At 65.3% G+C, this 13,597-nt stretch carries 14 protein-coding genes; 3 read left to right on the top strand and 11 right to left on the bottom strand.

Translation table 11 applies throughout. The features are described 5' to 3' along the window. Positions 1–95 precede the first annotated feature (95 nt). The 7 genes from JQ632_RS23985 to ffh form a co-directional block, all read right to left on the bottom strand. Positions 96–299 carry a hypothetical protein gene (locus JQ632_RS23985; protein ID WP_212405052.1) on the bottom strand — a complete coding sequence of 68 codons (204 nt, stop codon included), beginning with the start codon at positions 297–299 and terminating at the stop codon, positions 96–98. 118 nt (positions 300–417) lie between these two features. Continuing rightward, on the bottom strand, positions 418–1,824 hold the full coding sequence (gene leuC, locus JQ632_RS23980) for a 3-isopropylmalate dehydratase large subunit (RefSeq protein ID WP_212405051.1): 1,407 nt from the start codon (positions 1,822–1,824) through the stop codon (positions 418–420). Positions 1,825–2,149: 325 nt separating this feature from the next. Next, a complete protein-coding gene (gene rplS, locus JQ632_RS23975; protein WP_212405050.1) occupies positions 2,150–2,530 on the bottom strand; it encodes a 50S ribosomal protein L19 in 381 nt (126 codons plus the stop codon). A 109-nt stretch (positions 2,531–2,639) separates the two neighbouring features. Continuing rightward, a complete protein-coding gene (gene trmD / locus JQ632_RS23970; protein WP_212405049.1) occupies positions 2,640–3,407 on the bottom strand; it encodes a tRNA (guanosine(37)-N1)-methyltransferase TrmD in 768 nt (255 codons plus the stop codon). Between the two features lie 34 nt (positions 3,408–3,441). Beyond that, the gene (gene rimM, locus JQ632_RS23965) at positions 3,442–4,008 is read right to left on the bottom strand and encodes a ribosome maturation factor RimM (protein ID WP_212405048.1); all 567 of its coding nucleotides are present in this window, start codon (positions 4,006–4,008) and stop codon (positions 3,442–3,444) included. Positions 4,009–4,017: 9 nt separating this feature from the next. Further along, positions 4,018–4,350: a 30S ribosomal protein S16 gene (rpsP, locus tag JQ632_RS23960; RefSeq protein WP_014490649.1), complete on the bottom strand. Its 333-nt coding sequence runs from the start codon at positions 4,348–4,350 to the stop codon at positions 4,018–4,020. Between the two features lie 86 nt (positions 4,351–4,436). Continuing rightward, complete coding sequence (gene ffh / locus JQ632_RS23955) at positions 4,437–5,987, bottom strand: signal recognition particle protein (RefSeq protein ID WP_212405047.1); 1,551 nt, start codon at positions 5,985–5,987, stop codon at positions 4,437–4,439. Between the two features lie 315 nt (positions 5,988–6,302). Here ffh and JQ632_RS23950 point away from each other — a divergent pair, with 315 nt between their 5' ends. Continuing rightward, positions 6,303–7,367: an MBL fold metallo-hydrolase gene (locus tag JQ632_RS23950; protein ID WP_212405046.1), complete on the top strand. Its 1,065-nt coding sequence runs from the start codon at positions 6,303–6,305 to the stop codon at positions 7,365–7,367. A gap of 209 nt (positions 7,368–7,576) precedes the next feature. On the opposite strand, the gene JQ632_RS23945 is transcribed toward JQ632_RS23950, so the two are convergent. Continuing rightward, positions 7,577–8,299, bottom strand: coding sequence for an SIMPL domain-containing protein (locus tag JQ632_RS23945; protein ID WP_212405045.1), 723 nt, complete (start codon positions 8,297–8,299; stop codon positions 7,577–7,579). 20 nt (positions 8,300–8,319) lie between these two features. Beyond that, on the bottom strand, positions 8,320–9,120 hold the full coding sequence (locus JQ632_RS23940; RefSeq protein WP_212405044.1) for a GyrI-like domain-containing protein: 801 nt from the start codon (positions 9,118–9,120) through the stop codon (positions 8,320–8,322). Between the two features lie 184 nt (positions 9,121–9,304). Here JQ632_RS23940 and dapF point away from each other — a divergent pair, with 184 nt between their 5' ends. Next, the gene (gene dapF, locus JQ632_RS23935; RefSeq protein ID WP_212405043.1) at positions 9,305–10,180 is read left to right on the top strand and encodes a diaminopimelate epimerase; all 876 of its coding nucleotides are present in this window, start codon (positions 9,305–9,307) and stop codon (positions 10,178–10,180) included. Then, positions 10,180–11,436 carry a tRNA (N(6)-L-threonylcarbamoyladenosine(37)-C(2))-methylthiotransferase MtaB gene (gene mtaB, locus JQ632_RS23930; RefSeq protein WP_212405042.1) on the top strand — a complete coding sequence of 419 codons (1,257 nt, stop codon included), beginning with the start codon at positions 10,180–10,182 and terminating at the stop codon, positions 11,434–11,436. The genes dapF and mtaB overlap by 1 nt, the downstream gene beginning before the upstream one ends. A gap of 197 nt (positions 11,437–11,633) precedes the next feature. On the opposite strand, the gene JQ632_RS23925 is transcribed toward mtaB, so the two are convergent. Then, the gene (locus JQ632_RS23925) at positions 11,634–12,743 is read right to left on the bottom strand and encodes a DUF2336 domain-containing protein (RefSeq protein ID WP_212405041.1); all 1,110 of its coding nucleotides are present in this window, start codon (positions 12,741–12,743) and stop codon (positions 11,634–11,636) included. 116 nt (positions 12,744–12,859) lie between these two features. Next, the gene (locus JQ632_RS23920) at positions 12,860–13,561 is read right to left on the bottom strand and encodes an RluA family pseudouridine synthase (protein WP_212405040.1); all 702 of its coding nucleotides are present in this window, start codon (positions 13,559–13,561) and stop codon (positions 12,860–12,862) included. Positions 13,562–13,597: the final 36 nt, after the last annotated feature.

The following is a 13,597-nucleotide window of genomic DNA, read 5'->3' as shown; positions in this document are numbered from 1 at the left end:
GACGAACCGCCGTATACGGGACCGTACGTACGGTGGTGTGGGAGGGGGAAGCTGCAAGGCTTCCTCCTACCCGATTGATGCATGCCGTGCGGCAATCAGCCCTTCAGCTTCCACGATGACGCTTTCCAGCGCATCAAATTCTCGATCTTCCATTGCCGGAACATCGCCGGTGGCCAGCGGCTCAGCCGCGAGGTCTCCTCGACCTCGGGCGGCGCGACAATGCGCAACGGCGCAGGCCGACGCCGACGCTGCTGCGTCGCTTCCCCGATGAGATCGACATATTCCGGCTTGTTGGCCATCCGACTCGACCGATAAGACTTGGGCTCGGTGCTGTCCGCAACGAGCCCTCAGTCTCACCAGTGCCCCTTAAGGGCGGCTTTCCCGGATCGTTACAATCCGACGGAGTGAAGGAGCGGCTTAGCGCCACTCCCGCACGTCCACGAAGTGACCCGCGATAGCAGCGGCTGCCGCCATTGCCGGCGACACCAGATGGGTGCGGCCCTTGAAACCCTGGCGGCCCTCGAAATTGCGGTTCGAGGTCGAGGCGCAACGCTCTTCCGGCTTGAGCTTGTCGGGGTTCATGGCGAGGCACATCGAGCAGCCCGGCTCGCGCCATTCGAAGCCGGCCTTGATGAAGATCTTGTCGAGGCCCTCGGCCTCCGCCTGCTCCTTCACGATGCCGGAGCCCGGCACGACCATGGCATTGACGTGCGCCGAGACGTGCTTGCCTTCCGCGATCTTCGCGGCAGCGCGCAAATCCTCGATGCGGCCGTTGGTGCAGGAGCCGATGAAGATGCGGTCGACCTTGATGTCGGTGATCTTCGTGCCCGCGGTCAGGCCCATGTATTTCAGCGCGCGATGTTTTGAGAGGCGCTTGGCTTCATCTGCGATCTTGTCCGGATCGGGCACGAAGCCGGTCACCGAGATCACGTCCTCGGGGCTTGTGCCCCAGGTCACGATCGGCGGCAGCTTTGCTGCGTCGAGGCGCAACTCGTTGTCGAAATGCGCGCCCTCGTCGGAGCGCAGCTTCTCCCAGTAGCGCATGGCCGCATCCCAGTCGGCGCCCTTCGGCGATTTCGGGCGGTCGCGCAGGAAGTCGAACGCCTTCTGGTCGGGCGCAACGAGGCCGGCGCGCGCGCCGCCTTCGATCGACATGTTGCAGACCGTCATGCGGCCTTCCATGCTGAGCGCGCGGATCGCATCGCCGGCATATTCCAGCACGTAGCCGGTGCCGCCGGCGGTGCCGATCTCGCCGATGATGGCGAGGATGATGTCCTTGCCCGTCACGCCATCAGGCAATTTGCCGTCGACGGTGACGCGCATGTTCTTGGCCTTCTTCTGGATCAGCGTCTGCGTCGCCAGCACGTGCTCGACCTCTGATGTGCCGATGCCGTGCGCGAGCGCGCCGAACGCGCCATGCGTCGAGGTGTGGCTGTCACCGCAGACGATGGTGGTGCCGGGCAGGGTAAAGCCCTGCTCGGGGCCGATGACGTGGACGACGCCCTGACGCTTGTCGAACTCGTCGTAATATTCGATGCCGAATTCCTTGGCGTTCTCGGCCAGCGCCTTGATCTGCTCGATGCTCTCCGGATCCGGGTTCGGCTTGGTGCGATCGGTGGTCGGCACGTTGTGGTCGACGACGGCGAGCGTCTTCTCCGGCGAGTGGACTTTGCGGCCGGTGGCGCGCAGGCCTTCGAACGCCTGCGGCGAGGTTACTTCGTGGACCAGGTGGCGGTCGATATAGAGCAGGCAGGTGCCGTCCTCGGCTTCGTGCACCAGATGGTCGTTCCAGATCTTGTCGTACAGCGTGGTCGGCTTGGACATGAGCGTAAGCTCCAGCAATGTTTGAAAGCGTTAGAGCGCGGCTTTACGCGCGCGGCAAAGAAATCGTCGCCGCAGCCCTCAGGCTGCGCGCCTAAGCTCTGACGTTGCCGAGGTCGCAAAGCGTCCGAAGAACCGGCCAGGCAGCCGCGAGCGATCGTCGATGACGATGCGCTTGATCGGCTCAATGCTGGTCTGATCTGGAACCATTCTACGAATATATAGCAGGGAGAATTGGAAGCGCGAGGGCTTTGACGCGTACCTGCCACGCAACAAAAAAGCGCGGAGCCATGCCCCGCGCTTTCTAGAACTCGCCTGTAGGCGCAGCTTACTCGTTGGCGGCGGCCGCGCGGTCCTGCTTCTCGACGATACGCGCCGACTTGCCGCGGAGGTTGCGCAGGTAATAGAGCTTGGCGCGACGCACCTTGCCGCGGCGCACCACCTTGATCGAGTCGATCATCGGCGACATCACCGGGAACACGCGCTCCACGCCCTCGCCGTAGGAAATCTTGCGCACCGTGAAGCTCTCGTTGAGGCCACCGCCGGAACGGCCGATGCAGACGCCTTCATAGGCCTGCACGCGGGTGCGGTCGCCTTCGACGACCTTCACGTTGACGATCAGAGTGTCGCCGGGGGCGAACTCCGGGATGTCCTTGCCGGCGGAGAGCTTGTCGAATTGCTCTTGCTCGAGCTGCTTGATCAGGTTCATGGGTAAATCTCCATCGGCGCGCCCAGCCTTGAGAAACGGGGGCTGCGTGAAATTCGTCTATCCAGCCATTGCGGATTTGGCGCTCGTATAAGGCAAGCCGGAGCGTTTGTCACCCGTCTGTCGTGTTTTTTGGCGCTTTTTGGCGGGTGGGCCGTTTTGGGACATTGCTCGGGACTTTGTTTGGGATTCGGGCCCACAAATCCGGCCGCCGGGCGGCCGTCAGGGCCTCGGATTCGGCCCGCCGCCAGGCCGCGACCTTGGCATGGTCGCCGGAGGTCAGGATCTCCGGGATCGGAACCCCCTCGAAGAGCTGCGGGCGGGTGTATTGCGGGTACTCCAAAAGGCCCTCGGAGAAGCTTTCCTCCGTGCCCGAGGCCTCCTTGCCCATGACCCCCGGCAGCAGCCGCACGCAGGCGTCGATCAAGGCCAGGGCTGCGATTTCGCCCCCGGACAGCACGTAATCGCCGATCGAAACCTCCTCCAGCCCCCGCCCGTCGATCACCCGCTGGTCCACGCCCTCGAACCGGCCGCAGACGATCAGGGGCCCGGGTCCGCGGGCCAGTTCCACGACGCGGGCCTGGGTCAATGGCCGACCCCGCGGACTCATCAGGAGCTTTGGCCGCCCCTCGCCTATCCCGGCGGCATCGATCGCGGCCGCCAGAACGTCCGCCCGGAGCACCATGCCCGGACCGCCGCCGGCCGGAGTGTCGTCGACGCTGCGGTGGCGGTCCGTTGCGGAGGCCCGGATGTCCCGCGCCTCCAATTCCCAGAGGCTCGTGGCGAGTGCCCGGCCGGCCAGGCTCACGCCGAGCGGCCCCGGAAACATTTCCGGAAACAGCGTCAGCACCGTCGCGCGCCAGGGTGGGGAGGTCGTCATTGTCGTCAGCTTAGCCAAAAACCACGGCCTGTGGTTATGGGTCCCGGCCCCCCGTGCGCGAGTTGCGCACTAGGCCGGGACGACTCGGTGAGCGCTCCTCGCCGTCGACCTCCTGCGGCAGCTCAATCACGACGCGGCCGCCTGCAAGATCGACCTCGGGCACGACAGCATTAGTGAACGGCAGCAGCATGGTCGTGCCCCTCAACGGCGCGATCTCGATGATGTCGCCGGCGCCGAAATTATGGATCGCGAGCACGCGGCCGAGCGGCTCGCCGTCTGCGGTCACAGCGGCGAGTCCGATCAGGTCGGTGTGGTAATATTCGTCGTCGTCGGTGGCGGGGAGCTTGTCGCGCGCGACATAGAGCTCGATGCCGTTGAGGCGCTCGGCCTCATCGCGGGTCGCAACACCCTTGAATGTTGCGACCAGATGGTCCTTGGCCTCGCGCAGCTGCGCGATTTCGAACTGGCGCTTGCCGTCCTTGGACAGAAGCGGACCGTAGTGGCGCACGGCAAAGGGATCTTCGGTGAAGGTCCACAATTTGACCGCGCCGCGCACACCATGCGCGGCGCCGATCCGCGCGACGCAGACCAGCGCCGGCATGTCCTGGCCTTACGCCTTGGCGGCGGCTTCGGCCTGCGCCTTGCGCTCCTTGCGCGGCACGGCCTTCTGCGGATTGTTGCGGGCTTCGCGCTTCTTGACGCCGGCGGCGTCGAGGAAACGTGCAACGCGGTCGGACGGCTGCGCGCCCTTGGCGACCCAGGCCTTCACCTTGTCCATGTCGAGCTTGAGGCGGGCCTCGTTGTCCTTCGGCAGCAGCGGGTTGAAATAGCCGAGGCGCTCGATGAAGCGGCCATCGCGGGGAAAGCGCGAGTCGGCGACGACGACGTGATAGACGGGACGCTTCTTGGTGCCTGCGCGGGCGAGGCGGATAACGACGGACATCTAGTTCTCCTTCAAAGTACAGTCTGTTCGGTTGATTGGTATTCCGCGTTGCGCGAGACCGGTTGAGATCCCGTGCGACGAATTCCTCATTTCTTCTTGCCGGGAAAACCGCCGAGCCCCGGAAGGGTCGGCTTGCCGCTGAGGCCCGTAAGCCCCGGCAAATTCGGCAGGCCCGAGCGAAGACCGGGCGGCAGATCCTTCGGCAGGTTCGGCAGACCCTGTCCGCCACCCGCGCCTTGCATCTTCTCCTGCATCGCCTTCATCTCTTCGGGCGAAGGCATCTTCATGCCGCCGCCAAAGCCCATCGCCTGCGCGATGCCGGCGAGCGGGCCGCGCTTGCCCGAGCCCATGGCCTTCATCACGTCGGCCATGTTCCGGTGCATCTTGAGCAGCTTGTTGACCTGCTCGACGCTCTGGCCGCTGCCGGCGGCGATGCGCTTCTTGCGGCTGGCCTTGAGCACGTCGGGATGACGGCGCTCGTCGCGCGTCATGGAGTCGATGATCGCGACCTGGCGCTTCAGGATCTTGTCGTCGATCCCGGCGGCCGCGATCTGGTTCTTCATCTTGGCGATGCCGGGCATCATGCCCATCAGGCCGCCAATGCCGCCCATGCTCGCCATCTGCTGCAGCTGCTCGCGCATGTCGTTGAGGTCGAACTGACCCTTGCGCATGCGCTCGGCGACACGCGCGGCCTTCTCGGCGTCGATATTCGCGGCGGCCTTCTCGACCAGCGACACCACGTCGCCCATGCCGAGGATGCGCCCCGCGATACGGCTCGGGTGGAAATCCTCCAGCGCGTCGGTCTTTTCACCGGTGCCGATCAGCTTGATCGGCTTTCCCGTGACCGCGCGCATCGACAGCGCCGCACCGCCGCGGCCGTCGCCGTCCACACGTGTCAGCACGATGCCGGTGAGGCCCACGCGCTGATCGAAGGCGCGGGCGAGGTTGACGGCGTCCTGGCCGGTGAGGCTGTCGGCGACCAGCAGCACTTCGTGCGGATTGGCGGCGGATTTGATCGCGGCGGCTTCCGCCATCATCTCTTCGTCGAGCGTGGTGCGGCCGGCGGTGTCGAGCAGCACGATGTCGTAGCCGCCGAGCTTGCCGGCTTCCAGCGCGCGTTTTGCAATTTGCGGCGGCTGCTGTCCCGCCACGATCGGGAGAGTGGGAATGTCGAGGTCGCGGCCGAGCACCGCGAGCTGCTCCATCGCCGCCGGACGGTAGACGTCGAGCGAGGCCATCAGCACCTTGCGCTTGTCGCGCTGGACCAGGCGGCGGGCGAGCTTTGCGGTGGTGGTGGTTTTACCGGAGCCCTGCAGGCCGACCATCATGATCGGCACCGGCGGCACGGCATTGACGTCGATGGTCTGTCCGTCCGAGCCGAGCGTGTTGACGAGCTCGTCATGGACGATCTTGACCACCATCTGGCCGGGGGTCACCGACTTGACGACGGTGGCACCGATCGCCTGCTCGCGGACGCGGTCGGTGAAGCTGCGCACCACTTCGAGCGCGACGTCGGCCTCCAAGAGCGCGCGGCGCACCTCGCGCATCGCGGCGTCGACGTCCTTTTCGGTCAGCGCACCGCGCCCCGTCAGACGATCGAGGATGCCGCCAAGCCTTTCCGACAGATTGTCGAACAATGAAGTCGTCCTTTGTCTTGTTCGCGAGAACGCGATCTTCCAAACACCTTTGCGCCCGAGGGCGCACAGCGCTGTCGGGCGTGGGCCTCTGGCCTCCGGGGCCAGTCGGCGGGTCGAAAAGAAAGCCTTTCCGAGAAAGTGCGCGGTTTAAACGCTGCCAAGGCCCAAAAGTCAAGGAAAGTTAGGTGCGGTGGGCCCGTCCGTTAAGGCAAGTTCCTGAAAATATTCCGCTTCTCGCCCCATGTTCCAATTCGGCCGGCACCGCCATATAGGCGGTGATGTCGTACCGTCCGCTCATGCCCTAAAAGCCCGTTTGTGCCGATCACCCGCCGCCGCCTTTTTGGATCATTTGCCGGCCTTGCCGCGGCGATCGGCGTGCCGTCCCTCTGGATGACCTACATGAAAACCTACGACGGACCCGTCTCCGACCATTTTGACGGACTGCAATTCTTCGATCCCGACGGCGTGCCGCCGAAATCGCTGGGCGAGGTCCTGCGCTGGCAGTTCGGCAGCGGGCGCAAGCGCGCGGCCTGGCCGGACTGGGCCCCGAGCCCCCATGCCGATACGCCGCCGCTGCGCGTCGAGGGCGACAAGGTGCGGCTGTCCTACGTGGGCCATGCGAGCTGGCTGATCCAGACCGCCGGCCTTAACATCCTCATCGATCCCGTCTGGTCGATGCGGGTCTCGCCGGTCGGCTTTGCCGGACCGAAGCGACACAACGATCCCGGTATTGCCTTCGACAAGCTGCCGAAGATCGATGTCGTGCTGGTGTCGCACGGCCACTACGATCATCTCGACATCGAAACGCTGTCGAAACTCGCCGCGACCTTCGCGCCCCGCGTGATCACGCCGCTGGGCAACGACATCACGATGCGCGAGTCGGATCCTGCGATCAAAGCGGAAGGTTTTGACTGGAAGGACCGCGTCGAGCTCGGCAACGGCGTGGCCGTGACGCTGGTGGCGACGCGGCACTGGTCGGCGCGCGGCCTGTTCGACCGCAACAAGGCGCTGTGGGCGAGCTTCGTGCTGGAGACGCCTGCGGGGAAGATCTACATCGTCTGCGATTCCGGCTATGGCGAGGGCAAGCATTTTCGCCGCGTCGCCGAGGTGCATGGGCCGCTACGGCTCGCGATCCTCCCCATCGGCGCCTATGAGCCGCGCTGGTTCATGCGTGACCAGCACATGAATCCGGAAGACGCCGTGAAGGCGCTGGCCGATTGCGGCGCGCAAGCCGCGCTCGCGCATCATCACGGCACGTTCCAGCTCACCGACGAAGCCATCGACGCACCGGTGCAGGCGCTCGCCGAAGCATTGAAGGCGGCGGACGTCCCGCCGGAGCGGTTCGTCGCGCTGAAGCCGGGGCAGGTGGTGGAGGTTTAGCTCTCTAATTCCACCGTCGTCCTGGACAAGCGTAGCTCCTGGCAACGCGTAGCGTTGTCCAGAGCGGAGCGCAGATCCAGGACCCATAACCCCAGGGAGAAGTTTGGCGAAGACTCGGGGTTACCAGCCTCGCGCCACAACCACTCCCTGGGGTAATGGGTCCTGGCTTTCGCCAGGATGACAGCATTAATCGTTGCGCCAGCGCCGCCTTACTGCGCCGGCTTGATCGCCCAGCTCACATTCACGCTCACCGACAGCGTCTCCTCGCCGGGCGCGATCGGCACGGGGGCCGCGGCCATCGGTGCGGCAGTCATGCGGCCCTTGAACATCGGCACTGCGCCGCCGCCTTCCGTGATCGCGAGCGGGGCACCGAGCGTGACGCCGGCGGCCTTGGCGTAGATCTCGGCCTTGCGGCGGGCGTCGGCGAGCGCCTGCTCGCGGGCGCCGTCGAGCAGCTTTGAGGCCTGCGTCACCTCGAAGGAGATGTTGCCGACGTCGTTGGCGCCTGATGTGACCAGCGTGTCGATCACGCTGGCGACCTTGGTCACGTCGCGGATTCGAACCGTCACGCGATTGCTGGCGCGGAAGCTGACGATGCCGCGCTGCACCTCGGATACTTTGGACGAGGTGGCATATTGCGGCTGCAACGACAGCCGCGAGGTCTGGTAGTCCTTCTCGTCGATTCCGGCGCCCTTCAGCGCCAGCAGCACCTTGCCCATCGCCGCGTTGTTGGCGTCCGACGCCTCCTTCGCAGTTTTCGCGTCCGTCGCCACGCCGGCATCGATATGCGCGAGGTCGGGCGCTGCGGAAACGGTTGCTTCGCCGCTCACCGAGATCGCCGCCGGAAAATCATCCGCACGCGCGGGCGCCGCCGCCAGCACGGCGACGAAAACGGCGGCGCAAAGGGAGGCAATGGTCGCGCGGTTCGTCATGGCTCTCACTTCCAGGTCACTTACTTCAGCGGCACGTAGACGTTGATCACGAGCTTGTCCTCGGCCGTCTTCAGGGGATCGGTGAGGTATTCCTCGATGAACGTGTCCTTGGCTTCGAGCCTCTTGTCGTCGAGGTGATTGGTGATCGCCTCATAGGTGTTGTCCATGTTGTCGTAGGAGCCGCGATGGACGAATTTCAGCGCCTTGCCCTCCGGCGATTTGCCCACGCTCATGTCCTTGGCGAGATTCTTCGGATCCTGGTCGACCGGGATTTCGGCGAGGAAGGTGAAGCCGGTGTCGTCGGTCGAGGTGTAGACAATCATCATGTTGCCGTTCGGCTTGATGCCCTGCTTGGTGAGCAGCGTGTTCAGCGCCTTGAAGGCATCGATCAGCGTGTCGAACGCCGAATCCCAGTTCGCGGTGCCCTTGACCATCACGACCTTCTTCGGCTCCAGCGAGAATTCCTCGCCAAAGGGGTCAGCGGTCTTGACGGGAACGTCTGACGGTGCCGGGGCGGTGCTGGCCGCCGGCGGAGCGGTTGGGCTCGGTGAGGGGGAGGCGCTGGCCGCCGGGGCCGGGCTCGGCGTTGCCGCGGGCGATGCGCTGGCGGCCGGGGCGGGTGAGGCTGCCGGTGACGCGCTCGCTGCCGGGGCCGGGGACGCCGATGGTGCCGGCGAGGGGCTCGCGGAGGCCGCCGGAGCCGGGCTTGAACTCGGATTTGGGCTCGGCGATTGCGCCAAAGCGCCGGAATTGCTGAGCGAAATGGCTGCTGCCGGGATCAGCGCGGCCAAAACGAGGCGAAAGAGGAAAGGGCGGTTCATTCTCATTGTCTCCCAAGGCCACATCCAGGGCCAACCCGGCGCGTCCCGGTCGCACGAAACGCCGCCGTTCTAACACGCAACAGCCGAATACGTCCCATGACAGATGCGTCATGACGAGTGCACCAAATCACTGGTCAAGCCACCAATGATCGCCATATAAGACAGGCGAAATTCAGGATATTTCATGAGCGCGCTGGCCAATCACGCATTTGCCAAGATGAATGGCATCGGCAACGAGATCGTCGTCGTCGACATGCGCGATTCCGCCGGCCGCGTCACGCCGGATGACGCCCGCGCGGTGGCCTCCGAGCAGGGCGGCGTGCCTTACGATCAACTCATGGTGCTGCAGAAGCCGCGGCTCGACGGCACCGAAGCCTTCATCAGCATCTACAACAGTGACGGCTCGCTGGCCGGCGCCTGCGGCAACGGCATGCGTTGCGTGGTGCGGCGGATTTTCGAGAAAACCGGGCAGACCACGGCGACCTTCGAGACCGCAGCGGGCCTGCTCAATTGCTGGCAGGGTCCGGCGCCGGATCTCTATACCGTGGACATGGGCGCGCCGAAGTTCGGCTGGCAGGACATTCCGCTGGCGGAAGAGTTTCGCGACACCCGCTACATCGAATTGCAGATCGGGCCGATCGACAAGCCGATCCTGCATTCGCCCTCGGCCGTCAGCATGGGCAATCCGCACGCGATCTTCTGGGTCGACGACGTCAACGCTTATGACCTTGGCCGCTTTGGTCCGCTGCTGGAAAATCATCCGGTCTTCCCGGACCGCGCCAACATCACGCTCGCCCATATCGTCGATCGCGACCACATCACGATCCGCACCTGGGAGCGCGGGGCCGGCCTGACCAGGGCCTGCGGCTCGGCGGCCTGCGCCACGGCCGTGGCGGCCGCGCGGCTGAAGCGCGCCAATCGCAACGTGGAGATCACGCTGCCCGGGGGCAAGCTCGGCATCGAGTGGCGCGAGCGCGACGATCACGTGCTGATGACGGGCACGGCGACCTTCGAATATGAGGGCAATTTCGATCCGGCGCTGTTCGCGCCGGTCGCCTGATGGCCGTCGACATCGTCACCTTCGGCTGCCGCCTCAACGCCTTCGAGGCCGAGGTGATCCGCCGCGAGGCGGAAGGCGCGGGACTGTCCGACACCATCGTCATCAATAGCTGCGCCGTCACCAATGAGGCGGTGGCGCAGGCGCGGCAATCGATCCGCAAATTGAAGCGTGAGCGGCCGACCTCGCGCATCGTCGTCACCGGCTGCGCGGCGCAGACGCAAGCTGGCATGTTCGCCGAGATGGCAGAGGTCGATCGCGTCGTCGGCAATGACGACAAGATGAAGGGCGACGCCTGGCGCGCGGCGCGGACCGCCTTCGATCTCGGCGCGGGCGACAAGATCGCGGTCGGCGACATCATGGCGGTCAGGGAGATGGCGCCGCATCTCATCGACGGTTTTGCCGCCGGCCTGCCGCGCGTCTTCGTGCAGGTGCAGAACGGCTGCGATCATCGCTGCACCTTCTGCATCATCCCGTACGGCCGCGGCAATTCGCGCTCGGTGCCGATGGGCGCTGTCGTGGAGCAGGTGCGCGCGCTCCAACAGCGCGGCCATGCCGAGATCGTGCTGACCGGCGTCGATCTCACGAGCTATGGCACTGATCTTCCGGGCACGCCAAAACTCGGTCTGCTGACGAAGCAGATTTTGCGGCATGTGCCAGAATTGAAGCGCCTGCGCATCTCCTCGATCGATTCCATCGAGGCCGATTCCGACCTGCTCGATGCCATCGCCAGTGATGCGCGGCTGATGCCGCATCTGCATCTGTCGCTGCAGTCGGGCGACGACATGATTTTGAAGCGCATGAAGCGTCGGCATCTGCGCAGTGACGCGATCGATTTTTGCGCGCAGGTGCGCCGGCTGCGGCCGGACATTGCGCTCGGCGCCGACATCATCGCGGGCTTTCCGACCGAGTCTGATGAGATGTTTTCGCGTTCGCTCGATCTGGTCGAAGAATGCGGCCTTACCTTCCTCCACGTCTTCCCCTATTCGCCGCGCCCGGGCACCCCGGCCGCGCGCATGCCGCAGGTCGCGGGTGCCGTGATCAAGGAGCGCGCGAGGCGACTACGCGCGGCTGGTGAGGCGGCGTTGCAGAAGCGGCTGCAAGCCGAGATCGGCGCAACGCGCCAGGTGCTGATCGAGAGCGACCGCCAGGGGCGGACGGAGCATTATTTGCCGGTAGCGGTTGCGGGTGAGTGCGTGGGAAGCGTGGTGCCGCTCAGGATGAGCGGCAGCGATGGTGAGCGGCTGACGGCGGCATGACGCTGCCTTCCCTTCTCCCCTTGGAGAAGGTGGCGCGAAGCGCCGGATGAGGGGTCTCTATCGGCGAACTCAACTTGAGAGAGATGCACTCGCGGATAGAGACCCCTCACCTGTCTTCGATGCTACGCATCGAATCCACCCTCTCCCACAAGGGGAGAGGGGAAGAGAGGAAGAGAGGAAGAGAGGAAGAGAGCGTCCTACGACGCCCGCACCTGCCAGAACCGCAGCGTGCGCCGCGCGTTCTCCGGCGTCATCCGCGCAAAATGGTTTTGCGCCTTGGCGAGATCGGCTGGCCGCATGGCGCCTGTGGCGTAGCGGCATTCCAGCATGGCGCTGGTGGTTTCCCAGCTCAACTGCGCGGCGCGGCACGGCACGAGCAGGCCGTCGTCGCGCAGGCTTTGCATCAGCGGGCGAATGACCTCGACGGTGGTGTCTGCCAGCACCGCCAGTGCGGCCACGGCCTCTTCGTAGCGACGCTGCACGGCAAATCCGCGCAGCGTCGCCTCGGTGAGCTGACCGGTCTCCTTGAGCTTGTCGACGGCGCGCTTGGCGCCGACGAAATCGCGGATGCCTGACATGTCGCGGTCGGCGCCCGCGGCAACCGAGGCGATGGCGTTCTGGATTTCCTCGAACAGATGCTGCGGGGCGCGCGACAACAGGCGCTGGCGGACGGCGTCGGTTGCGGAACGCAGCAATTGCCGGCGCAGATCCGAGGGCAGGTCGATGCGCACGCCGACCCGGACCGTCAATTCGGGGTCGCTCTCGGCCTGGCCGACGATGGTCGCGAATCCCTTCGGCGAGAACCGCGCACCCGGGTTGGCGGCGATCTTCCTGCTGACGCTCGGATAGCGGCGGGCCAAAAGCGCTTCGGTCACGACCTCCTTCAGCCACCAGCGGCCGGAGATCGCAAGCAGATGCTGCTCGCTCTTGGTCGTCGCGATCTCGATCAGCTCGTCTTCGCCGAGCCGCGGCGATTCCTGCAGGACGGGGCCGGCGATCCTGATCTCGTCGTGATGGGCGAGGCGGCGAATGACCGACGGCGGCGCCTGCGCGACCGGCGCGAGCTGGGTGCTGATTTCGGCGAGCGCAATGCGCGCGCCCATGTCGGCGATCGCCCGCAGCTCGATGGTCTTGATCAGCCGCTCGAGCACGTCGTCGAACAGCTCGATCTGCTCGTCATTGAAGCTGCCGGCAGAGGACAGGAACAGGTCGGTGACGCGCTGCGCGGTTTCAATGCGCTTCTCGGGCGAGCCGAGACGGATGGCCGCGTCGACCTCGTCGATGATCGATTGCTGGGCCTGCGGCATGGCGCGTTGCTCGTCCTGAGCGGGATAGGGATGCTTTTTCTAAGCAACCGATATCTTTAGAGACGACCGCTGAATGGTTCGTTAAGCATGCCGTCCGGGAGCAAATCGAAACGCCGCTACTCCCCGTTCCAGCCGCAGGCCCTGAGCCGCTCCTGCATGTGCGCCGGCGCACGAGCCACCACGCGCACAGGTGGCTTGTTCCTGGAAATCGGCACCACGATCTCGCGGGAATGCAAATGCAGCCGCGGTTCGCCGAAGCGCGGACCGTTGCCGTAGATGTTGTCGCCAAAAATCGGCCAGCCCTGGGCCGCCGAATGCACGCGCAATTGATGGGTGCGGCCGGTCACCGGTTCCATCGCGAGCCAGGTAAACCCCTCGCCCCGGCCCATCACTTTCCAGTTGGTGACGGCCTTCTGCCCCTCCGGGTCCGGCTTCTGCCACCAGCCGCGCTCGGCATTGAGGCGGCCGAGCGGCAGGTCGATCGTGCCTTCGTCCTCGGCGGGACCGCCCTCGACCACGGTCCAGTAGGTTTTCCCGATCTTGCCATGCTTGAACAGCAGCCCGAGCGAGGCGGTTGCCTTGCGATGGCGGCCAAGCACGAGGCAGCCGGAGGTGTCCTTGTCCAGCCGGTGGGCCAGCACCGGCGGCCGCGGCAAGCCGAAGCGGAGCGCGTCGAAGGAAGATTCCAGATTGGCGCCGCCCTTGGGGCCGCGATGCACGGGGAGCCCGGCCGGCTTGTCGATGACCAGCATCAGCCCGTCGCGATGAAGCACGCGCGCCAAAATCTCGTCAGCGGTCAATTCGGGAACATCGAGCAATTGCAGGACTTTCGGTCAAGACTTTCGTTTATGGGC

Origin of the sequence: Bradyrhizobium liaoningense (assembly GCF_018130955.1) — a bacterium.
Lineage (GTDB): Bacteria > Pseudomonadota > Alphaproteobacteria > Rhizobiales > Xanthobacteraceae > Bradyrhizobium > Bradyrhizobium liaoningense_C.
This window is presented reverse-complemented; position numbering and strand designations above follow the sequence as displayed.